This is a genomic window from Pseudomonas sp. Hz4 (assembly GCF_054898165.1).
Genome location: NZ_CM142719.1, coordinates 4,105,064 through 4,129,572, shown reverse-complemented (window position 1 = coordinate 4,129,572; position 24,509 = coordinate 4,105,064). Strand labels below are relative to the sequence as shown.

The following is a 24,509-nucleotide window of genomic DNA, read 5'->3' as shown; positions in this document are numbered from 1 at the left end:
TTGCGAGTAAGCCGCACGGCAGACGCTCCCTTCGCCTGGAGTTATAGGCAGACTAAAAGCGAGGCAAGCATGGACAAAGAGCACAAGGCCAGTATTGACGGGGATCAATGGGCGCAGTGTGTGGCGGAACATGGCTGGCTGTGGGACGCCGCCTCGGCGCCGTCATCGACGACGCTGATTCTGGCTCACGGTGCCGGTGCACCGATGGACAGCGGTTGGATGAACGACATGGTTGCGCGCCTTGCTGCATCTGGGGTCAACGTGCTGCGTTTCGAGTTTCCGTACATGGCGCAACGGCGCATTGATGGCGGCAAACGCCCACCGAATCCGGCGCCGAAACTGCTCGAGTGCTGGCGTGAGGTGTATGCCGTGGTGCGACGCCATGTCGCCGGACGTCTGGCCATTGGCGGCAAGTCCATGGGCGGGCGGATGGCGAGTTTGCTGGCCGATGAGTTGGGAGCGGATGGGTTGGTGTGTCTGGGTTATCCGTTTTATGCGGTGGGAAAACCGGAGAAACCTCGGGTCGAGCATTTGGCCGCGCTCAAGACGCCGACGTTGGTTGTGCAGGGTGAGCGGGACGCGTTGGGCAATCGTGAGTCGGTCGAGGGCTATAAGTTGGCGCCGAGTATCGAAGTGTTTTGGCTGGTCGCGGGGGATCATGACTTGAAGCCGTTGAAGGCTTCGGGGTTTACGCATGAGCAGCATTTGGAAGCTGCGGCGCAAAAGGTAGCTGATTTCCTTGGTTAAGCGATCGTTCCCACGCGGAGCGTGGGAACGATCAGGACGATCAGCGGTTAAACCGAGCCACCAACGAATACTGAGTATTCGCCGTCTTCGTCAGCTCTTCACTCAACAACGCCGAGTGTTGAGCCTGTTCCGACGTCTTATCCGCCAGTTGTGAGATGTTGCTGATGTTGCGGCTGATTTCTTCGGCGACAGCGCTTTGTTCTTCGGTAGCCGCGGCGATCTGGGTGGTCATGTCGGTGATGTTGGCCACCGCTTCGCTGATGCCCACCAGCGCCTGGTCCGCTTCCAGTACCCGCGCCACACCTTCTTCTGCCTGGCGATGCCCGGCTTCCATGGTTTGAACTGCAGTGCTGGCGGTTTGCTGGAGCTTGGCGATCAGCGCGTGGATCTGCCCGGTGGATTCGCTGGTGCGTTGCGCCAGTTGACGGACTTCGTCGGCAACCACCGCAAACCCACGCCCCATCTCACCGGCACGGGCCGCTTCGATGGCGGCGTTCAAGGCCAGCAGGTTGGTCTGGTCGGCGATGCCTTTGATCACATCGACCACGCCACCGATTTCGTCGCTGTCCTTGGCCAGTTGAGTCACGGTCATACCGGTTTCACCGACCACCACCGACAGACGCTGAATGGCTTCGCGGGTTTCCCCGGCGATGTCGCGGCCGCGACCGGTCAGGCGATTGGCTTCCTGGGTGGCGTCGGCAGTGCGCTGCACATGGCTGGCGACTTCTTGAGTGGTGGCGGCCATCTGATTGACGGCGGTGGCCACTTGCTCGGTTTCGACGCGCTGACGTTCCAGGCCGGTGGAGCTGTTGTGCGCCAGGGTGTCGGACTGTTTCGCTTGTTCGGTCAGGTGCTCGGCGGTGTCCTGCAGACGGGTCAGGCAAGTTTTCAGGCGCGCTTCCTGGCTGAGGATCGACATCTCCAGACGTGCTTGAGCGCCGCGACTGTCGGTGTACATCTGCGCGATCAGCGGGTCGGAGGTCGACTGCCCGGCCAGTTGCAGCAGACGCTTGAGGCCGCGCTGCTGCCAGCTCAAACCCAGCAAGCCCAATGGCACGGAGAGACCGGCGGCCAACGCAAAACCCCATTGGGAGTTGAGCGACGCACCGATCATGAAGCTCAGTTGGCTGACCAGAATGAACGGCAGCCAGTCCTGCAGCACCGGCAGCCATTTGTCTGTTGCAGGAATCGCCGACTTGCCCTGGTTGATGCGTTGGTAGAGTGCTTCGGCACGGCGGATCTGTTCGGCGGTGGGTTTGATCCGCACCGACTCGTAACCGATCACTTGGTTGCCGTCGAAAACCGGTGTGACGTAGGCGTTAACCCAGTAGTGATCGCCGGTTTTGCAGCGATTTTTGACGATGCCCATCCATGGCAAGCCTTGTTTCAGTGTGCCCCACATGTGCGCGAACACCGCGGCCGGGACGTCAGGGTGACGGACCAGGTTATGCGGTGCACGGATCAGTTCCTCACGGGAGTAACCGCTGATTTCGACGAACGCGTCGTTGCAGTAGGTGATCACGCCCTTGGCATCGGTGGTGGAAATTAACCGTTGCTGAGCCGGGAAGGTCCGTTCGCGTTGTGTGGTGGGTTGGTTGTTACGCATGGCTTTTTCAATCCGCAAGGCTTTCAGTGGTTGTCGGCGCTGTCAGGAATTAGTTGAAATTATTTTTCAGTAATCAGCAGCACGTCGCAAAACGGCCATTGCTTCAGCCGGAGAGCATCGGATAGGTGAGCAGGCCGAAGTGCAGCAGGTTCAAGCCGAAATGGGTGGCGATGGCGGCCGCCAACCCAGCACGACAGAGATCCCGGCCCACCAGCCGAGTCGGCCGCAGATCAGTGGATGTTGCGAGGGCGGCGATTATAAACAGCACACAAACAAAAACACCGCCCGAAGGCGGTGTCTGTGTCAGCAAGCTGTTACGACGCAATCAACTGCCGCAACACGTAATGCAAAATCCCCCCCGACTTGAAGTACTCCACCTCGTTAAGGGTATCGATCCGGCACAGCACCTCGATTTTCTCGCGGCTGCCGTCTTCACGGGTGATCACCAGCGTCAGGTTCATCCGCGGTGTCAGCTCGATGCCTGTCAAACCCAGAATATCCAGCGTTTCCTTGCCGGTCAGGTTCAGGCTCTTGCGGTTTTGATCCAGCTTGAACTGCAACGGCAACACGCCCATGCCCACCAGATTGGAGCGGTGAATTCGTTCGAAACTTTCCGCAATGACCGCTTTGACTCCCAGCAAATTGGTGCCCTTGGCCGCCCAATCGCGACTCGAACCGGTGCCGTATTCTTGCCCGGCAATCACCACCAGCGGCGTGCCCGAGGCTTGATAACGCATGGCCGCGTCGTAGATCGGTATTTTCTCTCCGGTGGGAATGTAGATCGTATTGCCGCCTTCTTCGCCGCTGAGCATCTCGTTACGGATGCGGATGTTGGCAAACGTACCGCGCATCATCACTTCATGGTTGCCGCGCCGGGAGCCGTAGGAGTTGAAATCCCGAGGTTCCACGCCTTTCTCGCGCAGGTACTGGCCCGCCGGGCTGTCAGTCTTGATGTTACCGGCCGGGGAAATGTGGTCGGTCGTCACCGAGTCGCCGAGCAACGCGAGAACCTTGGCACCCGCTACGTCTTTGACCACCGGCGGCGGGCCGCCGATGTCATCGAAAAATGGCGGGTGCTGGATGTAAGTCGAATCGTCCTGCCAGACATAGGTCGCCGCTTGCGGCACTTCAATCGCCTGCCATTGCTCATCGCCGGCAAACACTTCGGCGTATTCCTTGTGGAACATCGCGGTGTTGACCTGATTCACCGCGTCGGCGATCTCTTGGGTGCTCGGCCAGATGTCCCGCAGATAAACCAGATTGCCCTCTTTGTCGGTACCTAAAGGTTCGCTACTGATGTCGGTGCGCACTGTGCCGGCCAGCGCGTAAGCAACGACCAGCGGTGGGGAGGCCAGCCAGTTGGTTTTCACCAGAGGATGCACGCGACCTTCGAAGTTGCGGTTGCCCGACAGCACCGAGGCGACGGTCAGGTCGGCGGCCTGAATGGCTTTTTCGATGGGCTCCGGCAAGGGCCCGGAGTTGCCGATACACGTGGTGCAGCCGTAGCCGACCAGGGCAAAACCCAGTTCATCAAGGTACTGGGTCAGGCCGGCAGCCTTGTAGTAGTCGGTGACCACTTTCGAGCCGGGGGCCAACGAACTCTTGACCCACGGTTTGCGCTTGAGGCCTTTCTCCACGGCCTTCTTCGCCACCAGGCCGGCGGCCATCATCACACTTGGGTTGGAAGTGTTGGTGCAGGAGGTGATCGCGGCGATCACTACCGCACCGTTTTTCAATCGATAGGTCTGACCTTCATCGCTGTAATCCGCTTCGCCGACCAAATCCGCATTACCCACCGCGACACCACCGCCGCCCTCACTTTCCAGGCGACCTTCTTCCTTGCTGGTGGGTTTGAATTGCAGTTCGATGAAGTCACTGAACGCTTGCGCGACATTCGGCAGCGATACTCGGTCCTGGGGGCGTTTCGGCCCGGCAAGGCTGGCCTCGACGCTGCCCATGTCCAGCGCCAGGCTGTCGGTGAACACCGGTTCCTGGCCGGGCAGACGCCACAGGCCCTGAGCTTTGCTGTAGGCCTCGACCAGTTTCACGGTTTCGCTGGGGCGACCGGATAAACGCAGATAGTCCAGGGTGATGTCGTCCACCGGGAAGAAGCCGCAGGTGGCGCCGTATTCCGGGGCCATGTTGGCGATGGTTGCACGGTCGGCCAGCGGCAGGTCGGCGAGGCCGTCGCCGTAGAACTCGACGAACTTGCCGACCACGCCTTTCTTGCGCAGCATCTGGGTGACGGTCAGCACCAGGTCAGTGGCGGTGATGCCTTCCTTGAGCTTGCCGGTGAGTTTGAAGCCAATCACTTCCGGGATCAGCATCGACACCGGTTGGCCCAGCATCGCCGCTTCCGCTTCGATCCCGCCGACACCCCAGCCGAGTACGCCGAGGCCATTGATCATGGTGGTGTGGGAGTCGGTACCGACCAGGGTGTCCGGGAAGGCATACGTGCGGCCGTCCTCGTCCTTGGTCCAGACCGTGCGCCCCAGGTATTCCAGGTTCACCTGGTGGCAGATCCCGGTGCCCGGCGGCACCACGCTGAAGTTGTCGAAGGCGCTTTGGCCCCAGCGCAGGAAGGCATAACGTTCACCGTTGCGCTGCATTTCGATGTCGACGTTCTGTTCGAAGGCGCTTGAACTGCCGAATTTGTCGACCATCACTGAGTGGTCGATCACCAGATCCACGGGGGAGAGCGGATTGATTCGTTGCGGGTCGCCGCCGGCCTTGGCCATCGCGGCGCGCATGGCGGCGAGGTCGACCACGGCAGGCACGCCGGTAAAGTCTTGCATCAATACCCGCGCCGGGCGGTACTGGATTTCGCGGTCGGAGCGACGCTCTTTGAGCCAGGCGGCAATCGCCCGAAGGTCGGCGCCGGTGACGGTTTTTTCATCTTCCCAGCGCAGCAGGTTTTCCAGCAGCACTTTCAACGACATGGGCAGCTTGTCGAGGTCGCCCAGGCTTTTGGCGGCATCCGGCAAGCTGAAGTAGTGATAGGTCTTGTCGTCGATTTGTAAGGTTTTAAGGGTTTTCAGGCTATCGAGGGACGGCATTGAAATAACTCCTTTGGGTCCGCACGGCTACGGACTGAGGGAACGAACTGAGGTTTAAACCTAGTCCTGTTTGGTGCTTAAGGCTAATAACTGGACTCTATGGCCAGGTCCAAGGTTCCGAACTCGGCTATCATGCGCCGGTTTTCGTGACAGGCTTTGCTTCAACGCAAGTCTGGGCATCGCGCAGTGGTTGAATTTCTCGCCATCTGCCCAGGAGTATGAATGAACACCCTCTTTATGCATTGCCGGCCGGGCTTCGAAAGCGAAGTCTGTTCCGAGATTTCCGAACACGCCGCGCGGCTGAACGTGGCCGGTTATGCCAAGGCCAAGACGGCCAGCGCCTGCGCTGAATTCATCTGCACCGAAGAAGACGGCGCCGAGCGCCTAATGCGTGGTCAGCGTTTCGCCGATCTGATCTTCCCGCGCCAATGGGCTCGCGGGATCTTCATCGATCTGCCGGAAACCGACCGCATCAGCGTAATCCTCGCCCACATGGCAGACTTTCCGCTGTGCGGCAGCCTGTGGTTGCAAATGGTCGACACCAACGATGGCAAGGAACTGTCGAACTTCTGCAAGAAGTTCGAAGGCCACCTGCGCAAGGCGCTGATGGCGGCTGGCAAACTGGTTGAAGATGCCCATAAACCGCGCCTGCTGCTGACGTTTAAAAGTGGCCGCGAAGTGTTCATGGGGCTGGCCGAGTCGAATAACTCGGCGATGTGGCCGATGGGCATTCCGCGTCTGAAGTTTCCGCGCGATGCGCCAAGCCGTTCGACCCTGAAGCTGGAAGAGGCCTGGCACCACTTCATTCCTCGCGATCAGTGGGATGAGCGTCTGCACAGTGATATGACTGGCGTCGACCTTGGCGCCGCGCCCGGTGGTTGGACCTGGCAACTGGTCAACCGCGGCATGCTGGTGACGGCGATCGACAACGGTCCGATGGCCGAAAGCCTGATGGACACGGGTCTGGTGCAACACTTGATGGCCGACGGTTTCACGTTCAAGCCCAAGCAACCGGTGGACTGGATGGTCTGCGACATCGTCGAGAAACCGGCGCGCAACGCCGCGATGCTGGAAGAATGGATTGGCGAGGGGCATTGCCGCGAAGCGGTGGTCAACCTCAAACTGCCAATGAAACAGCGTTACGCCGAAGTGAAGCGATTGCTGGAGCGCATTGCCGACGGGTTCAAGGAACGCGGCATTCGGGTCGAGATCGGCTGCAAACAGCTGTACCACGACCGTGAAGAAGTGACCTGCCACTTGCGCCGACTGGACACAAAGAAACCCAAGTCCCGCTGATTTGGTGCACTGATCGTTCCCACGCTCTGCGTGGGAATGCCGCCGGGGACGCTCCGCGTTCCGCCTTTGGATGTGATGCAAAGCGTGGGAACGATCAGCTGTCAGTGACTAGATACCCGGCAATGCGCGACAATGCCGGCAAGTTTCAGGAGTGAATCATGAGTGAAATGATTGATACGCCGGTAGACGGCACCCTCGATGCCACCGGCCTCAACTGCCCGGAACCGGTGATGATGCTGCACCAGCACATCCGTGATCTGGCGCCCGGCGGTTTGCTCAAGGTGATAGCCACCGACCCGTCGACCCGTCGCGACATTCCCAAGTTCTGCGTGTTTCTCGACCACGAATTGGTTGCGCAGCACGAAGAGGCAGGCACCTACCTCTACTGGATCCGCAAGAAGCTCGCTTAAGCTGCCGAATGACTGATGCGAATCCGCTTGCGTGCGCTGCGCGTCAGGCGGATCGACAGCATCAGTGCCGCGCAACTCAATCCCACGATCAAGCCCTGCCACAGCCCGCTCGGGCCGCTCGGCGTGCCAAACCAGTCGGTCAGGCCCAGCGCGTAACCCACTGGCAAACCAATCCCCCAGTAAGCGAACAGCGTCAGGATCATCGTCACCCGAGTGTCCTGATAGCCGCGTAACGCACCGGCTGCAGTGACCTGAATCGCATCGGAAAACTGGAACAGCGCCGAATACACAATCAGCATCGTCGCGACCTGAATCACCGTCGGATCAGCCGTATAGATCGTTGCGATGTGTTCACGCAGCAGCAGCATCATGCTCGCGGAAATGCACGCATAAGCCAGCGCCGTGCCCATGCCGACCCCGGCGGCAAAGCGGGCTTCGCGGGGTTGCTGACGGCCGAGCGCCTGACCGACCCGCACGGTCACGGCCATGCCCAGGGAGTAGGGAATCATGAACACCAGCGAGCTGAAGTTCAGCGCGATCTGATGCCCGGCCACCACCGTCGCGCCGAGGCTGCCGATCAGCAGCGCAATGACAGCGAAGATGCTTGACTCGGCGAACACCGCGATGCCGATTGGCAGGCCGATGCCCAGCAGGCGTTTGATCACCGACCATTGCGGCCAGTCGAAACGGCTGAACAACTGACTCGACTGATACGCGGGCGCCCAGCGCTCCCAGCCGGCCATGCCCAGCGCCATTACCCACATCACGATCGCCGTGGCCCAACCGCAACCGACACCGCCCATGGCCGGCACACCGAAGTGGCCATAGATGAAGACGTAGTTCAGCGGAATGTTCAGCGCCAGTCCGCATAGGCCCAGCACCATGGCCGGACGGGTGCGCCCCAGGCCGTCACTGAAGCAGCGCAGCACATGGTAGAAGGCGACCGCAGGCAAACCGCTGGCGATGCCATGCAGGTATTGCATGCACGGGCCGATCAGTTCGGGATCGACTTTCATAATGTGCAAAATCGGTTCGGCGCTGAACAGCATCGTGGTCGCCATCAAGCCCACCACCAAGGCCAGCCACAGCGCCTGGCGCACAATCGGGCCGATCTCGCTGTGGTTGCCGGCGCCGAAGCGCTGGGCGACTTTCGGCGTGGTCGCTAACAGAGTGCCGGTCATCAACAGAAACACCGGCACCCAAATCGAGTTGCCCAGCGCCACGGCCGCCAGATCCCGTGGCCCGACCTGGCCCGCCATCACCGCATCGACGAAGCCCATGGCGGTGGTCGCCAGTTGCGCGATCATGATCGGCAGGGCCAGGCCGAGCAGGTTTTTCAGCTCCAGGCGAACCCGGGCCGGGCGGGTGAGGGAAGTAGCGGCGAGGCGGTCAGTCACGGAATTCAAGGGCGAAACGTCCAAAGATATTGATGCGCTAGGCGACGCATTCTACGCCCTGACGCAGTGGTCAGGAAAAATCCCGTGTTACCGATTTGTAATCAGCTTTGAAGGTGTCCCTCGCCACAGGGGGCGTGATGACCCCTAATGCCTGCTGGCCCACTGCGGTCATCTCCGCCTACACTGCCGATCCGCCAAAGGAGCCTGCCATGCTGATTGTTGCCGACGAAAATATCCCGCTGCTCGATGCCTTCTTTGAAGGTTTCGGTGAAATCCGCCAGGTGCCGGGACGTTCTATTGACCGCGCCACCGTCGAACAGGCCGATGTGCTGCTGGTGCGTTCGGTGACTAACGTCAACCGCGCGTTGCTCGAAGGCAGCAAGGTGCGCTTTGTCGGCACCTGCACCATCGGCACTGATCACCTGGACCTGGATTACTTTCAGCGGGCTGGCATCACCTGGTCCAGCGCACCTGGCTGCAATGCCCGCGGCGTGGTCGACTACGTGCTCGGCAGTCTGCTGACCCTGGCCGAAATCGAAGGCGCTGACCTGACGCAGCGCACCTACGGCGTCGTTGGTGCCGGTGAAGTGGGCGGCCGTTTGGTCAAGGTTCTGCAAGGTCTGGGCTGGAAGGTGCTGGTCTGCGATCCGCCAAGACAGGCCGCTGACGGTGGCGATTACGTCAGCCTCGAACAGATCATCGAGCAGTGCGATGTCATCAGTCTGCACACGCCGTTGAAGAAACACGGCGCTCAGGCGACTTGGCATCTGTTCGATAAAAACCGCTTGAACCAGCTCAAATCCGGTACCTGGCTGATCAACGCCAGTCGCGGCCCGGTGGTGGACAACGCCGCCCTGCGCCAGGTGCTGCTGCAACGCGAAGACCTGCAAGCGGTGCTGGACGTTTGGGAAGGCGAGCCTGAGGTCGATGTGGCGTTGGCCGATCTCTGCGTGCTGGCGACCCCGCACATTGCCGGTTACAGCCTCGATGGCAAACAGCGTGGGACCGCGCAGATCTATGAGGCGTATTGCAAATTTATCGGGCAACCGGCCCAGGTCGTCTTGAGCGATTTGCTGCCGTCGCCGTGGTTGTCGCAAGTGACCTTGAACGCTGAAAGCGATCCGGCCTGGGCGCTGGCCATGTTGTGCCGTGGCGTGTACGACCCGCGCCGCGACGATGCGGATTTCCGTCGCAGCCTTGTAGGCAATGTGAACGAGCAGCGTGCTGCGTTCGATTCACTGCGCAAGCATTATCCGCTGCGGCGGGAGATTGATGGGTTGAAGGTGCGGATTGAGGGGGATTCGCTGGCATTGCAGCGGATCGTCTCGGCCCTTGGCGCAACGGCTGTCTAGAGACCGAGTCGGCCGCTATCGCGGGCAAGCCCGCTCCCACAGGTTTGAGTCGTTCGCTAAATAGGTGGACGACTCAAACCTGTGGGAGCGGGCTTGCTCGCGAATGGCCGCACCTCAATTCTGGATCAGCACCCACAAAAAACCCGGCCATCAGGGGCCGGGTCAATAAGACGTTGGCTGTATCAATCTTGTTTGGCAGGCTTGACCAATCGCTGCTCCAGTTCGCGGCAAGCGTCCTGGATCATGCCTTCAGTGATGGGTACTTCGCGCCCTTTTTCGTCAATGATTGAGCAACCCAGCGACTGGTCTGGCTGTGTGCGGATCACTTCAATCTTGTCATCGCTGCTGTTTTGCAAGGACATGGCCTGTCTCCTCATCAGGTTGTACGCTTACTGTAGAACCGCCAGGTGACCGGGCTGTGACAACTCCCTGCGATCTTTCCAAGGCGGCAATACCAGTCCACCAGAAATACCCCCGTGTTGCCACCCGGACTTTAGACCGATACCGTCTAGGGCCTAGTCTTTGCGGTCATAATTAACCTGACTCATTATGATTTACAGCGTTCAATCCCATCGACCGGTGTAGGCTTGATCGCGTCAAACCCTACTGGTTGTGCCATCGAATGATCTCCATCCTCTCATCCCGTCAACGGCGCGCCATGCGCCTGGCTTTGCGTTTCGTCGCGCCTTATCGCTGGCCGGCTTTCGGTGCCTTGCTCGCATTGATCGTCACGGCGGGCATCACCTTGTCCATGGGGCAGGGGATTCGCCTGCTGGTGGATCAGGGTTTCATGACCCAGTCACCGCATTTGCTCAACCAGTCTATCGGCCTGTTTATGCTGCTGGTGGTGGGCCTTGCGATTGGCACCTTTGCGCGTTTTTACCTGGTCTCATGGATCGGCGAGCGCGTTGTCGCGGACATCCGCCGTCAGGTGTTCAACCATCTGATCTACTTGCACCCAGGATTTTATGAAGACAATCGCAGCTCTGAAATTCAGTCGCGCCTGACTGCCGACACCACGTTGCTGCAATCGGTGATCGGCTCTTCGCTGTCACTGTTCCTGCGCAATCTGTTGATGGTGATCGGCGGGATCGTCTTGCTGTTTATCACCAACCCCAAGCTCACCAGCATCGTGGTGGTCGCCTTGCCGTTGGTGATCGCGCCGATCCTGATCTTCGGCCGTCGGGTGCGTAGCCTGTCGCGCCTGAGTCAGGACCGGATTGCCGATATTGGCAGCTATGTCTCCGAAACCCTCGGCCAGATCAAAACCGTGCAGGCCTACAACCATCAGGTCCAGGACGAGCAGCGTTTTGCCGTAACGGTGGAGGAGGCGTTCAGCACTGCTCGCAAGCGGATCTTCCAGCGGGCCTGGCTGATTACTCTGGTGATCGTGCTGGTGCTTGGCGCGGTCGGGGTGATGCTCTGGGTTGGTGGAATGGATGTCATCGCCGGGCGGATTTCCGCGGGTGAGCTGGCGGCGTTTGTGTTTTACAGCCTGATCGTCGGCAGCGCATTCGGCACGTTGAGCGAAGTGATCGGCGAACTGCAGCGTGCCGCCGGCGCCGCCGAGCGGATCGCCGAGTTGCTGCGTTCGGAGAACATTATCCAGCCACCGACCACTGGCCTGGTGACCTTGCCTGAACGGGTGAAGGGTGACTTGGTGCTGCAAGACGTGCGCTTTTCCTACCCCTCGCGTCCCGAAAGCTATGCCGTTGATGGGTTGAATCTGACCATCAATACTGGCGAAACCGTCGCATTGGTAGGCCCCTCCGGTGCCGGCAAGTCGACGGTGTATGACTTGCTGCTGCGCTTTTACGACCCGGTCGAAGGACGCATCCTGCTCGATGGTGTGCCGCTGACTCAACTCGACCCGTTGGACCTGCGCCGCTGCTTCGCCCTGGTCTCGCAAACGCCGGCACTGTTCTTTGGCAGCATCGAAGAGAACATCCGCTACGGCAATCCGACGGCAACCCTGGCCCAGGTTCAGGACGCGGCGAAAATCGCGTACGCCCACGACTTCATCGAGCAAATGCCCAACGGCTACCAGACCCATCTTGGCGACGGTGGCCTCGGTTTGTCCGGCGGCCAACGCCAGCGCCTGGCCATTGCCCGGGCGCTGCTGGTGGACGCGCCGATTCTGCTGCTGGACGAAGCCACCAGCGCCCTCGACGCGCAGAGTGAACACCTGATTCAGCAAGCCCTGCCGAGCCTGATGAAAAACCGCACCACGCTGGTCATCGCCCACCGGCTGGCTACGGTGAAAAACGCTGACCGGATAGCGGTGATGGATCAGGGGAAACTGGTAGCGGTGGGCACACATCAAGAATTGATTGCGAGCAACGCGCTGTATGCGCGGTTGGCGGCGTTGCAGTTCAGTGATGGGCGCCATGTTCCAACCGACCCAGTAACCGACTAAGTAACCGACCCAGTAGAGCGCCCAAAAAAAATGCCCGCATCAACCGATGCGGGCATTTTTGTCAGCGCTTCAAAGTAGGCTCATTGATCGTCAAAGTAGCGCTCATGCCAATCCACCAGCGGCTGCGGTGAGTTGAGCTTCTGGCCGTAGATCACCGAGTACGACAACACGTTTTGCACGTACTGGCGGGTTTCGTCGAACGGGATGCTTTCCACCCACACGTCGAAGCTCAGGTGGTCCGCACCGCGCAACCACTGACGCACTCGGCCCGGGCCGGCGTTGTAGGCGGCGGAAGCGAGGACGCGGTTGCCGTTGAACTGGCTGTGGACCTGGCTCAGGTAGGCGGCGCCGAGCTGGATGTTCTTGTCCGGGTCGAACACTTGCTGCGGCGAGGCCAGCGGAATGCTGAACTTGCGCGAGGTCTCCTTGGCGGTGCCGGGCATGAGTTGCATCAGGCCGCTGGCGCCGACACCGGAACGGGCGTCGACCATGAAAGCACTTTCTTGACGGGTGATGGCGAACACCCAGCTCGAATGCAGGCCACGAACCTTGGCTTCGCGCACCAGGGTTTCGCGGTGGGCCATCGGGAAACGGATGTCCAGGTCGTCCCAGTACTTCGCCTGACTGATGGTGCGGATTGCCGGGAAATACCATTTCAGGTCGTAAGCCAGTTTCGCCTGGGCAACCATTTCGTCGCGGCTGAAGTGGCGGCTGACGTGGTACCACTCGCGGCGACCGTCGACGATCTGTCCGCGAGCGTGAAACTCAAGCGCCCGACGCACGCCTGGGGTATTGCGGACCTTGTTGATCAGCGCCTGACTGAGCACCAGCGGTTTGTTGTTCAGCGAGTAGGGCAACTGCGAGCGATCCGCCGCGAGGAAGCCATAGAAATCACGCTCGCGGGCGAGGCCCTTATAAAGCGTCTGCGCTTCCGGGTTCTGCGGCTGCGCCAGTTCCAGGCTGCGGGCCTGCCAATAACGCCAGCGGTTGGTGGTCGCCAGGTCCGGCGGCAGGCGGCGAGTCAACTGATAGGCATCGTCCCAGCGGGCCAGGCGCAGCAGCAGACGCAAGCGCCATTCGGACACCGTGTTGTCACGCAGTTCCGGGTCGTATTTAGTCATCATGTCCAGCGCGCGGCTGTCGAACCGTTTAGCCAGGGACAGGCCGATTTCCCGGGCGATCGCCACTTTTTCGTCACGGGAGAAGTGCATGCTGCTGGCATAACTATCGAGCATCTGCATCGCCCGGTCAGGATCCTGCCGCGCCAGACGGCGCAGGCCAAGGCTAACCACGTCGGACATCGGCTCGTCGGCCGGAATGAACCGTGAAGGAGCGTTGAGCAGTTCGGGTTTCTGCGCCACCTCCACCAGCAAACGACCGCGAGGGGCGAGGGTGGTCAGACCGTTCACCAGGCTGTTGGCCAGCGGATAGTTGCGTGCCTGGGCGGCAAGCTTGGCGCGCTCCCAGCGTTTCTGCTCGGTCAGTTGACCTTCGGCGGCCCAAATACCAAACAGCGCATCGCACGCGGCGGGTTGGGATTTGCCGGTCAGCCAGAGTTTATTGGCGTTGGCGTAACCCTCGGTTTTCTGGTTATGCCCGATCTGATACTGCGCGTTCAGGCAGTCCAGTTCGGTGAAATTGAGCTTGGGATCGTAGTACTTGACGAAGGTCGCCCAGTCGCCGCGTTCGGCCAGCCAACGCAACCAGCGCAACTTCATCCAGTTGGCCTGGGGCAGGTCACCGTGCTCAGCGAGGAATTTCTCGATTTCAGCATTGCTCGCGGTTTTAAGACGGGCGGTCAGTTCGTCATACGCCAGGTACGGCTCCAGCGGGTAATCGCTGAGGGCCTGGCTGTAACGAAAATAAGGACCGGTATCCCCCTTGGCGAGGGCACGCTTGGCTTCATCGTAATACTGGCGCTGGGTGGACAGGTCCACCGCCTGGGCGGTTTGAACGGCAGTGGCAGAAAGTAGAAAACAGGATAAAAAACTGAAAAGGCGACTGCGCATGAGACGTCCGGGCAGAGAAATCATGACAAGCGCGGGCAATGCCCGCGCTGAATTACCTGTAGCTTAGCCTTTTGCCAGCAGCGGGCGAAAGCTTTGCCGGCCTGTCAGCATCAGTTCGCAACATTTGTCATGCAGAGTGTCGCGAAGGTGAAATTGCCGGCCTTCTGAAGCCTCAAGTCAGGTAGAATGCGCGCCCGGTTTTTGGAGAAGCTCATGACCCTGCTCAAATTCAGCGATGTGTCCCTTGCTTTCGGCGCTATGCCGTTGTTGGACAAGGTGTCCTGGCAGATCGCCCGTGGTGAGCGGGTGTGCATCATCGGCCGCAATGGCACTGGCAAGTCCAGCATGATGAAGCTCGTCAAGGGCGACCAGAAGCCTGATGACGGTTCTGTTTGGCGTGCACCCGGCCTCAAAATTGGCGAATTGCCGCAAGAATTGCCGGTAGCCGACGAGCGGACCGTGTTCGACGTGGTAGCCGAAGGCCTGGACGGTGTCGGCGAGCTGCTCGCGCAGTATCACCACCTCAGCCAGAACATCGTCACCGACGCTGATCTGGACAAACTGATGCACGTCCAGCACGACCTTGAAGCCCGTGACGGCTGGCGTTTGCAGCAATTGGTCGACAGCACCTTGAGCCGTCTGCAGTTGCCGGCCGACAAGACCCTCGCCGAATTGTCCGGCGGCTGGCGTCGTCGCGTCCTGTTGGCTCAGGCTCTGGTTTCCGAACCCGATCTGCTGCTGCTCGATGAACCGACCAACCACCTGGACATCGGTGCAATTGCCTGGCTTGAAGAGGCGCTGAAGGATTTCCAGGGCGCCGTGCTGTTCATCACGCACGACCGTTCATTCCTGCAGAACCTCGCCACCCGCATCCTCGAACTGGATCGCGGCGGCCTGATCGACTGGAACGGCGACTACGCCAGTTTCCTGGTGCACAAAGAAGCCTCTCTGGCGGCTGAAGATACGGCCAACGCGCTGTTCGACAAAAAACTGGCCCAGGAAGAAGTCTGGATCCGCCAGGGCATCAAGGCGCGCCGCACCCGTAACGAAGGCCGCGTGCGCGCCCTCAAAGCCCTGCGCAACGAGCGTAGCGAGCGTCGTGAGCGCAGCGGCAAGGCCAATATTCAGCTGGATACCGCTGACAAGTCCGGCAAGCAGGTGATGGTCCTCGACAACGTGAGCTTCGCTCACCCGGGCGGCCCGTTCCTGATCAAGGATTTCTCGATGGTCCTGCAGCGCGGCGACCGTATTGGTCTGCTCGGCGCCAATGGTACCGGCAAGACAACCTTGCTGAAACTGATGCTCAACGGTCTGCAGCCAACCAGCGGCACAGTGGAAGAGGGGACGCGCATCGACGTGGCCTACTTCGACCAGTTGCGCCATCAGCTGGACTTGGAAAAGACCGTCATCGACAACGTCGCAGAAGGTCGCGACTTCATCGATATCGATGGTCAGAGCCGTCACGTACTGAGCTACCTCGGCGACTTCCTGTTCAGCCCGCAGCGTGCCCGCACGCCGGTCAAGGCGCTGTCCGGTGGTGAGCGTGCCCGTCTGTTACTGGCCAAACTGTTCAGCAAGCCAGCGAACCTGCTGGTCCTCGATGAACCGACCAACGACCTCGACGTCGAAACCCTCGAGTTGCTGGAAGAGGTCTTGCTGACCTTCAACGGTACCGTGCTGATGGTCAGTCACGACCGGGCATTCCTCGACAACGTGGTCACCAGCACCCTGGTCTTCGAAGGTGAAGGCAAGGTTCGCGAATACGTCGGTGGTTATCAGGACTGGCTGCGTCAGGGCGGCTCGCCGCGCCTGCTGGGCGTGACCGAGAGCAAGTCTGGCAAAGCCGACCTGACCTCCGCGGTCGTGACAGCCGAAGCTGCGCCAGTGGCTATAGAAGCGCCGGTGGCGAAGAAGAAGCTCAGCTACAAGTTGCAACGTGAGCTGGAAATGTTGCCGGCTCAGATCGAAGCCATGGAACAGCAGATCGCTACCGTTGAGGCGCAAATGGCCGATGCCGGTTTCTATCAGCGTCCTGCTGCCGAGACCGCTGCAGTGATCGCTCAATTGGAGCAGTTGCAGTCTGAGCACGATGTAATGGTCGAGCGCTGGGCCGAGCTGGATGCCTGATTGATCCTGCTATAAAAAAGCCCGGCGTTCAGTGATGAGCGCCGGGCTTTTCGTAGGAGTCGTTTAGCTTCTGAGCAGGCGCACCGCGAGTACATCGCATGGCGCACCGTGCAGCACGTCATTGGCGGTCGAACCCAGCAGCAATGCCAGGCCATGTCGGCCATGGCTGCCCACCACGATCAGGTCGCAGGTTTGTTCCTTGGCCAGGTGGTGGATCTCCTGGCGTGGCTGGCCGTAGGTCAGGTGGCTGTATTCCTTGGAAAGCTCCGGATACTTCACGATCAGTCGGTCCAGGCGTTCCTTGGCCTGATCGAACTGCTGTTGTTGCAGTTGTGACAGGTCCATGGGGACGTCGCCACCAAAGGCCATGGCCATTGGCTCAACAATGTGCACCAGGGACAATTTCGCGCCGCTACTCACCGACAGTTCGCGAGCGCGGTGGATGACAGGATCGCACTCTTCGGTTAGATCTACAGCGACCAGAATGTGGGTGTAGGGCATGAGGTGCTCCTCCTGAGGATTGCAATATTGGTAAGTATGGCTGGTTTCAAGCGCATTGGTCTCAAAGTGACTCAATGCGCTCATCAAGAATCGGGAGTACACATATGACGGTCTGGATAGTGGTGTCAATCCTGCTAGTGGTTCTGAGTCCGCTGGCATGGTTGCGGCCGTCACGCCACCAGAGCGGCCGCATGGCCTTGCGCATGGAGGCGCGACGCATCGGATTGGCGATGCAGTTGGCGCCCCAGGACTGGCCGCACTGGCTGAGCCAGGAGCCGCCGAGCCCTTGCGCCCAGTACCATCGGCCGCGGCGTGGCAATCAGCCGGCGTGCTGGAGTTACTGGCAAAAAGCACCCGGTGTGTGGGTCAATCAGTGGCAGGAGGTCTGCGAGGATAGAGCGCTGCTTAATCATTTCGAAAAATTGCCAGCTAACGTCTACAAGATCGAAGCGGACAAGCAGATGATCACTTTGTATTGGGGTGAAAAGGGCGAAGCGACGGTTTTGCAGGATATTGATGCGCTGCTGAAAGCGCTGGCGTAAATCGCGGAAATTTCGCGCCGCAATGGTGCGAAACACCCGGCAGACAGGCACTAAAAAGCCCGACATCATCATCGGGCTGGAGTTGGCCAGGCAGGCCGGTAATTCGGTATGGAGCTGATCTTACGCTGGGCATTCGCCAAAAGCGTTGATGTTTTTTTCCCCAAGGTCCCGCCAGCGTAGCTTGTTAAACAAGTCGGCAGAGAATTAGGGCGACTTTTCTAACTATTGATTCTATGAATGGCCTCACATGCAGCGGCGTGTTGCAGGTCTTCGTGGTACGGAAATGACTGGAAAGTCGCATTTCAACCAATATTTTGGGCGATTGACAATTGTCGGAAATTCCGTGAAGGTGACGTACCCAAATCAAACGGGCGTATGAATTGAGCGTTTGTATTACAGATCGCTCCTACAGAATCCCGACTATCGCGTTGGCGGGTGTGCCGGGTGGATTGGCGTTAGCATCGACGATAAACGTCTCTGCCGAGCCATTCGCCTGCGTTCGACGTGTACTGTTCAGCTTCCATATCGTGGAGATCAGTTGATGATTTACGAAGGTAAAGCCATCACGGTTAAGGCTCTTGAAAGTGGCATCGTCGAATTGAAATTCGACCTCAAGGGTGAGTCCGTCAACAAGTTCAACCGTCTAACCCTGAACGAACTGCGTCAGGCCGTAGACACTATCAAGGCAGATGCTTCGATCAAGGGTGTGATCGTCAGCAGTGGCAAGGACGTGTTCATCGTCGGCGCCGACATCACCGAATTTGTCGAAAACTTCAAGCTGCCTGATGCAGAGCTTGTTGCTGGCAATCTGGAAGCCAACAAGATTTTCAGTGATTTCGAAGACCTCAACGTCCCGACTGTCGCCGCGATCAACGGCATCGCCCTGGGTGGCGGTCTGGAAATGTGCCTGGCGGCGGACTACCGCGTCATGTCCACCAAGGCCAAGATCGGTCTGCCGGAAGTCAAACTGGGCATCTACCCGGGCTTCGGCGGTACCGTTCGCCTGCCGCGCATCATCGGTGCCGACAACGCCATCGAGTGGATTGCCGCCGGCAAGGAAAACCGCCCTGAAGATGCGCTGAAAGTCGGCGCAGTCGACGCCGTGGTCGCCCCAGAGAAATTGCACGAAGCGGCGCTGAACCTGGTCAAGGGCGCCATCTCCGGCGAATTTGACTACAGGGCCAAGCGTCAGCCGAAACTGGAAAAGCTCAAGCTCAACGCCATCGAACAAATGATGTCGTTCGAAACTGCCAAGGGTTTCGTGGCAGGGCAGGCTGGCCCGAACTACCCGGCGCCGGTTGAAGCGATCAAGACCATCCAGAAAGCGGCGAACTTCGGTCGCGACAAGGCGCTGGAAGTCGAAGCCGCCGGTTTCGTCAAACTGGCCAAGACTCCTGCCGCGCAGAGCTTGATCGGTCTGTTCTTGAACGATCAGGAGCTGAAGAAAAAGGCCAAGGCCTACGACGAAATCGCCAAAGACGTGAAGCAGGCTGCCGTATTGGGGGCCGGCATCATGGGGGGCGGTATCGCTTATCAGTCGGCTTCCAAAGGGACGCCGATCCTGATGAAGGACATCAACGAGCACGGCATCGAGCAAGGTCTGGCGGAAGCCGCCAAACTGCTGGTAGGCCGCGTTGATAAAGGTCGCATGACCCCGGCGAAAATGGCTGAAGTACTTAACGGCATTCGTCCGACCCTGTCCTACGGTGATTTCGGTCACGTCGACCTGGTGGTTGAAGCTGTCGTCGAGAACCCTAAGGTCAAGCAAGCCGTTCTGGCCGAAGTCGAAGACAAGGTCAAAGAGGACACCATTCTCGCGTCCAACACCTCGACCATTTCCATCACCTTGCTGGCGAAAGCTCTCAAGCGTCCGGAAAACTTCGTCGGCATGCACTTCTTCAATCCGGTGCACATGATGCCGTTGGTCGAAGTGATCCGTGGCGAGAAGTCCAGCGAGCTGGCCGTTGCCACCACCGTTGCCTACGCCAAGAAAATGGGTAAGAACCCGATCGTTGTGAACGATTGCCCGGGCTTCCTGGTCAACCGCGTGCTGTTCCCGTACTTCGGCGGTTTCGCCAAACTGGTCAGCGCCGGTGTGGACTTTGTCCGTATCGACAAGGTCATGGAAAAATTCGGCTGGCCAATGGGCCCTGCCTACCTGATGGACGTTGTCGGCATCGACACCGGTCACCACGGTCGCGACGTCATGGCTGAAGGCTTCCCGGATCGCATGAAAGACGACCGTCGTTCGGCTATCGATGTGCTCTACGAAGCCAAGCGCCTGGGCCAGAAGAACGGCAAGGGCTTCTACGCCTACGAGACTGACAAGCGCGGCAAGCAGAAGAAAGTCGCCGACCCGTCGGTGCTGGAAGTGCTCAAGCCGATCGTTTACGAGCAGCGCGAAGTTACAGACGAAGACATCATCAACTGGATGATGGTCCCGCTGTGCCTGGAAACCGTGCGTTGCCTGGAAGACGGCATTGTCGAAACCGCTGCCGAAGCCGACATGGGTCTGGTCTACGGTATTGGTTTCCCTCCATTCCGTGGCGGTGCGCTGCGCTACATCGATTCGATCGGTGTTGCAGAGTTCGTTGCCCTGGCTGACCAGTACTCTGATTTGGGCGCGCTGTACCACCCGACCGCGAAGCTGCGTGAAATGGCCAAAACCGGCCAACGGTTCTTCGGTTAAGCGTCCAAACACTTGAGCGAGAGTGAAATTTTATGAGCTTGAATCCAAGAGACGTCGTGATTGTCGACTTCGGTCGTACTCCGATGGGCCGCTCCAAGGGCGGCATGCACCGCAACACCCGCGCCGAAGACATGTCGGCGCACCTGATCAGCAAACTGCTGGAACGCAACGTCAAGGTCGACCCGAACGAAGTCGAAGACGTGATTTGGGGCTGTGTGAACCAGACCCTGGAGCAGGGCTGGAACATCGCTCGCATGGCGTCCCTGATGACGCAGATCCCGCACACCGCTGCCGGTCAGACTGTCAGCCGCCTGTGTGGCTCGTCGATGAGCGCATTGCACACTGCCGCGCAAGCGATCATGACCGGCAACGGTGACGTGTTCGTGGTGGGCGGCGTCGAGCATATGGGCCATGTGAGCATGATGCACGGTGTCGATCCGAACCCGCACATGTCCCTGTACGCGGCGAAAGCCTCGGGCATGATGGGCCTGACCGCTGAAATGCTGGGTAAAATGCACGGCATCACTCGCGAACAACAGGACGCTTTCGGCGTGCGCTCCCACCAGCTCGCTCATAAAGCGACGCTGGAGGGCAAGTTCAAAGACGAAATCATCCCGATGCAGGGGTACGACGAGAACGGTTTCCTGAAACTGTTCGACTACGACGAAACCATTCGTCCGGAAACCACCCTGGAAAGCCTGGCAGCATTGAAGCCGGCGTTTAACCCGAAGGGCGGCACCGTGACGGCCGGTACGTCGTCGCAGATCACCGACGGTGCTTCGTGCATGATCGTGATGTCGGCGCAACGTGCGCAGGACCTGGGCATCCAGCCGATGGCGGTTATCCGCTCGATGGCGGTGGCAGGTGTGGACCCGGCAATCATGGGCTATGGTCCAGTACCGGCTACGCAGAAAGCACTGAAGCGCGCGGGTCTAGGCATTAACGATATCGACTTCTTCGAGCTCAACGAAGCTTTCGCCGCACAGGCCCTGCCAGTGCTGAAAGATTTGAAAGTGCTCGACAAGATGAACGAGAAGGTTAACCTGCACGGCGGCGCGATCGCCCTGGGTCACCCATTTGGTTGCTCCGGTGCGCGTATCTCCGGCACTCTACTGAACGTGATGAAGCAAAATGGCGGCACCTTCGGGGTGGCCACCATGTGCATTGGTCTCGGCCAAGGCATCTCCACCGTCTTCGAACGCGTTTAAGCGTTTCGTCGAAGGAAGCCGGGGCCAAGTGCCCCGGTTTTTGTTTTTCTGAATTTATTTTTGTTTTTATTTTGAAAAGATTTGAGTGAGGGCCAAAGCATGCCGATACAACCTGGGCTCTACCAACATTACAAAGGTCCGCAGTACCGCGTATTCAGCATTGCGCGACATTCGGAAACCGAAGAAGAAGTGGTCTTCTACCAAGCCCTGTATGGCGATTACGGCTTTTGGGTGCGTCCCTTGAGCATGTTCCTGGAGTCGGTCGAGGTTGACGGCGAACAGGTGCCGCGCTTTGCTTTGGTGCAAGCCGAACCGAGCCTTTTTTCGAAGCCATAAGCTGAGTGCGCGCAAAACCCTGCGCTTGACCTCACCTTGCAGCCACTATATATAGCGGTGCCGCGTCAGGCGCCAACCGCCTTTCACTTCTAGAATTCAGGAATTTTCTGATCCATGGGCAAATCGCTGGTCATTGTGGAATCCCCGGCTAAGGCCAAGACCATCAACAAGTATCTGGGTAACCAATACGTGGTGAAGTCGAGTATCGGCCATATCCGAGACCTGCCCACCAGCGGTTCGGCTAGCGCCAGCAAAGAGCCAGCCGCCAAGCGCGGTAAGGCCGCCGCGGGTGAAGGTCCGGTGCTCACGCCGAAAGAGAAGGCGCGCAAGCAGCTGGTCTCGCGCATGGGTGTCGATCCCGATCATGGCTGGAAAGCCCAGTACGAGATCCTCCCGGGCAAGGAAAAGGTCATCGAAGAGCTGCGCCGGCTTGCCAAAGATGCTGACACCATCTATCTCGCAACCGACTTGGATCGCGAGGGGGAAGCCATTGCCTGGCACCTGCGCGAAGCCATCGGTGGTGATGACAGCCGCTACAAGCGCGTGGTGTTCAACGAAATCACCAAGAAGGCGATTCAGGAAGCCTTCTCCAAGCCGGGCGAGCTGGATATCGATCGTGTAAACGCCCAGCAGGCGCGTCGTTTCCTCGACCGCGTGGTGGGTTACATGGTTTCGCCACTGCTGTGGGCCAAAGTGGCCCGTGGCTTGTCCGCTGGTCGCGTGCAATCGGTTGCCGTGAAGTTGGTGGTCGAGCGTGAGCGCGAAATTCGCGCGTTCAACCCGGAAGAATACTGGGAAGTTCACGCCGACCTCGGCACCGCCAAGGGCGCCACCGTGCGCTTCGACGTGGCTCGCGAGAAAGGCGAAGCCTTCAAACCGCTTAACGAAGCCCAGGCGATGGCCGCGCTGGAGAAGCTCAAGGCTTCCAGCTACAGCATCGTCAAACGCGAAGACAAACCGACCAGTAGCAAGCCGTCGGCACCTTTTATCACGTCCACTCTGCAACAGGCTGCGAGTAACCGCCTGGGCTTCGGCGTGAAGAAAACCATGATGATGGCCCAGCGTTTGTACGAGGCCGGCTACATCACTTATATGCGTACCGACTCCACCAACCTTTCGGTTGATGCGGTGACGATGGCGCGTACTTATATTGAAGGCGAATTCGGCAAGAAGTACCTGCCGGAAAACCCGAACGTCTACAGCAGCAAGGAAGGCGCACAAGAGGCTCACGAAGCGATTCGTCCCTCCGACGCCAATACCGAGCCAAGCAAGCTGTCGGGCATGGAACGTGACGCAGAGCGGCTTTACGAGCTGATCTGGCGCCAGTTCCTCGCTTGCCAGATGCTGCCTGCGCAATACCTGTCGACCACGGTGACCGTGGGTGCCGGTGATTTCGAGCTGCGCGCCAAGGGCCGCATCCTGAAGTTCGACGGTTACACCCGCGTCATGCCGCAAATCGCCAAGCCTGGTGATGACGACGTGCTGCCGGACATGGCCCAAGGCGACGCGATACAGCTGATCAAGCTTGATCCGACCCAGCACTTCACCAAGCCACCGGCGCGTTACTCGGAAGCAAGCCTGGTAAAAGAAATGGAAAAACGCGGCATCGGTCGTCCTTCGACCTACGCAGCGATCATTTCGACCATCCAGGACCGCGGCTACGTGGCGCTGCACAACCGTCGTTTCTACTCGGAAAAGATGGGCGACATCGTTACCGAGCGTCTGGCCGAGAGCTTCTCCAATCTCATGGACTACGGCTTCACCGCCGGCATGGAAGAGAACCTCGATGACGTGGCCCAAGGCGAACGAGACTGGAAAAACGTGCTCGACGAGTTCTACGGCGACTTCAAGAAGAAACTCGAAGTAGCCGAAAGCGCCGAAGGCGGCATGCGCGCCAACCAGCCGGTGATGACTGACATTCCGTGCGTGTTGTGCGGTCGTCCGATGCAGATTCGTACTGCATCGACCGGTGTGTTCCTCGGCTGCTCGGGCTACAGCCTTCCGCCGAAAGAACGCTGCAAGGCCACCGTCAACCTGGTTCCGGGCGACGAAATCGCGGCGGACGACGAGGGTGAATCGGAATCGCTGGTGCTGCGCGGCAAGCACCGCTGCCCGATCTGCAGCACAGCGATGGACGCTTACCTGCTGGATGAGAAGCGCAAGCTGCACATCTGCGGTAACAACCCCGATTGCTCAGGTTACGAAATCGAAGAGGGCACTTATCGCATCAAAGGCTACGAAGGTCCGAGCCTGGAATGCGACAAGTGCGGCAGCGAGATGCAGCTCAAGACCGGCCGTTTCGGCAAGTTCTTCGGTTGCACCAATGCGACGTGCAAGAACACTCGCAAACTGCTGAAAAGCGGTGATGCAGCGCCGCCGAAGATGGATCCGGTGAAGATGCCTGAGCTGAAATGCGAAAAGGTCAACGACACCTACATCCTGCGCGACGGGGCTTCCGGCCTGTTCCTGGCGGCCAGCCAATTCCCGAAAAACCGCGAGACGCGTGCTCCGCTGGTCATGGAAATTGTGCCGCACAAAGATGAGATCGATCCGAAGTACCACTTCCTTTGCGAAGCACCGAAGAAAGATCCGGACGGCCTCCCCGCCGTGATCCGTTACAGCCGCAAGACCAAAGAGCAGTACGTGCAGACTGAGGTCGACGGTAAGCCGACTGGCTGGAAGGCGTACTACGACGGCGGCAAGTGGAAGGTTGAAGACAAGCGTCCATCAGCCAAGGCTTAGAAAGGCGTTGTACACAAAAGGCCGCATGACAACCCTCGGGTTTTCATGCGGCCTTTTGTTTTGTGCTTGCGGTGA

17 protein-coding genes and 1 pseudogene are annotated in these 24,509 nt (G+C 59.3%); 11 read left to right on the top strand and 7 right to left on the bottom strand.

Annotated features, from left to right (window positions below):
- Nucleotides 1-69: 69 nt before the first annotated feature.
- A complete protein-coding gene (locus tag ACYZTR_RS18835) occupies nt 70-747 on the top strand; it encodes an alpha/beta family hydrolase (protein WP_461973236.1) in 678 nt (225 codons plus the stop codon).
- A 40-nt stretch (nt 748-787) separates the two neighbouring features.
- Here ACYZTR_RS18835 and ACYZTR_RS18830 read toward each other — a convergent pair whose 3' ends face one another.
- From ACYZTR_RS18830 to acnA, 3 genes and pseudogenes are all read right to left on the bottom strand, one after another.
- Nucleotides 788-2,353, bottom strand: a complete 1,566-nt coding sequence (locus ACYZTR_RS18830; protein ID WP_461973234.1) for a methyl-accepting chemotaxis protein — start codon at nt 2,351-2,353, stop codon at nt 788-790.
- Nucleotides 2,354-2,456: 103 nt separating this feature from the next.
- A pseudogene (locus tag ACYZTR_RS18825) lies at nt 2,457-2,540 on the bottom strand (CPBP family intramembrane glutamate endopeptidase); the annotation flags it as partial.
- Nucleotides 2,541-2,667: 127 nt separating this feature from the next.
- The gene (gene acnA / locus ACYZTR_RS18820; protein WP_461973232.1) at nt 2,668-5,409 is read right to left on the bottom strand and encodes an aconitate hydratase AcnA; all 2,742 of its coding nucleotides are present in this window, start codon (nt 5,407-5,409) and stop codon (nt 2,668-2,670) included.
- A gap of 222 nt (nt 5,410-5,631) precedes the next feature.
- On the opposite strand from acnA, the gene rlmM reads away from it, so the two are divergent.
- Nucleotides 5,632-6,705, top strand: coding sequence for a 23S rRNA (cytidine(2498)-2'-O)-methyltransferase RlmM (gene rlmM, locus ACYZTR_RS18815; protein ID WP_461973230.1), 1,074 nt, complete (start codon nt 5,632-5,634; stop codon nt 6,703-6,705).
- Between the two features lie 158 nt (nt 6,706-6,863).
- Nucleotides 6,864-7,115 carry a sulfurtransferase TusA gene (gene tusA / locus ACYZTR_RS18810; protein ID WP_095052036.1) on the top strand — a complete coding sequence of 84 codons (252 nt, stop codon included), beginning with the start codon at nt 6,864-6,866 and terminating at the stop codon, nt 7,113-7,115.
- Here tusA and ACYZTR_RS18805 read toward each other — a convergent pair.
- Nucleotides 7,112-8,521, bottom strand: coding sequence for an MATE family efflux transporter (locus ACYZTR_RS18805; protein ID WP_461973228.1), 1,410 nt, complete (start codon nt 8,519-8,521; stop codon nt 7,112-7,114). The genes tusA and ACYZTR_RS18805 overlap by 4 nt on opposite strands.
- Before the next feature lie 200 nt (nt 8,522-8,721).
- Here ACYZTR_RS18805 and pdxB point away from each other — a divergent pair, with 200 nt between their 5' ends.
- Complete coding sequence (pdxB, locus tag ACYZTR_RS18800; RefSeq protein ID WP_461973226.1) at nt 8,722-9,864, top strand: 4-phosphoerythronate dehydrogenase PdxB; 1,143 nt, start codon at nt 8,722-8,724, stop codon at nt 9,862-9,864.
- A gap of 182 nt (nt 9,865-10,046) precedes the next feature.
- Here pdxB and ACYZTR_RS18795 read toward each other — a convergent pair whose 3' ends face one another.
- Complete coding sequence (locus tag ACYZTR_RS18795; protein WP_449644286.1) at nt 10,047-10,226, bottom strand: PA1571 family protein; 180 nt, start codon at nt 10,224-10,226, stop codon at nt 10,047-10,049.
- A 260-nt stretch (nt 10,227-10,486) separates the two neighbouring features.
- On the opposite strand from ACYZTR_RS18795, the gene ACYZTR_RS18790 reads away from it, so the two are divergent.
- Nucleotides 10,487-12,280: an ABC transporter transmembrane domain-containing protein gene (locus ACYZTR_RS18790; RefSeq protein ID WP_461973223.1), complete on the top strand. Its 1,794-nt coding sequence runs from the start codon at nt 10,487-10,489 to the stop codon at nt 12,278-12,280.
- A gap of 80 nt (nt 12,281-12,360) precedes the next feature.
- Here the strand turns inward: ACYZTR_RS18790 and ACYZTR_RS18785 are convergent, their stop codons facing one another.
- On the bottom strand, nt 12,361-14,289 hold the full coding sequence (locus tag ACYZTR_RS18785; protein ID WP_461973221.1) for a transglycosylase SLT domain-containing protein: 1,929 nt from the start codon (nt 14,287-14,289) through the stop codon (nt 12,361-12,363).
- A 213-nt stretch (nt 14,290-14,502) separates the two neighbouring features.
- On the opposite strand from ACYZTR_RS18785, the gene ACYZTR_RS18780 reads away from it, so the two are divergent.
- On the top strand, nt 14,503-16,416 hold the full coding sequence (locus ACYZTR_RS18780) for an ATP-binding cassette domain-containing protein (RefSeq protein ID WP_461973219.1): 1,914 nt from the start codon (nt 14,503-14,505) through the stop codon (nt 16,414-16,416).
- 63 nt (nt 16,417-16,479) lie between these two features.
- On the opposite strand, the gene ACYZTR_RS18775 is transcribed toward ACYZTR_RS18780, so the two are convergent.
- Complete coding sequence (locus ACYZTR_RS18775) at nt 16,480-16,917, bottom strand: universal stress protein (protein WP_461973218.1); 438 nt, start codon at nt 16,915-16,917, stop codon at nt 16,480-16,482.
- Between the two features lie 104 nt (nt 16,918-17,021).
- Here ACYZTR_RS18775 and ACYZTR_RS18770 point away from each other — a divergent pair, with 104 nt between their 5' ends.
- The 5 genes from ACYZTR_RS18770 (at nt 17,022) to topA (ending at nt 24,434) form a co-directional block, all read left to right on the top strand.
- Nucleotides 17,022-17,459, top strand: a complete 438-nt coding sequence (locus tag ACYZTR_RS18770) for a hypothetical protein (protein ID WP_461973216.1) — start codon at nt 17,022-17,024, stop codon at nt 17,457-17,459.
- A 541-nt stretch (nt 17,460-18,000) separates the two neighbouring features.
- The gene (gene fadB / locus ACYZTR_RS18765) at nt 18,001-20,148 is read left to right on the top strand and encodes a fatty acid oxidation complex subunit alpha FadB (protein WP_461973214.1); all 2,148 of its coding nucleotides are present in this window, start codon (nt 18,001-18,003) and stop codon (nt 20,146-20,148) included.
- 32 nt (nt 20,149-20,180) lie between these two features.
- Nucleotides 20,181-21,356, top strand: a complete 1,176-nt coding sequence (fadA, locus tag ACYZTR_RS18760; protein WP_007944141.1) for an acetyl-CoA C-acyltransferase FadA — start codon at nt 20,181-20,183, stop codon at nt 21,354-21,356.
- Nucleotides 21,357-21,455: 99 nt separating this feature from the next.
- Nucleotides 21,456-21,692, top strand: coding sequence for a DUF1653 domain-containing protein (locus tag ACYZTR_RS18755; RefSeq protein WP_046047845.1), 237 nt, complete (start codon nt 21,456-21,458; stop codon nt 21,690-21,692).
- A 114-nt stretch (nt 21,693-21,806) separates the two neighbouring features.
- Nucleotides 21,807-24,434 (top strand): type I DNA topoisomerase, encoded by a 2,628-nt coding sequence (gene topA / locus ACYZTR_RS18750; RefSeq protein WP_461973211.1) that lies wholly within the window; start codon nt 21,807-21,809, stop codon nt 24,432-24,434.
- Nucleotides 24,435-24,509: the final 75 nt, after the last annotated feature.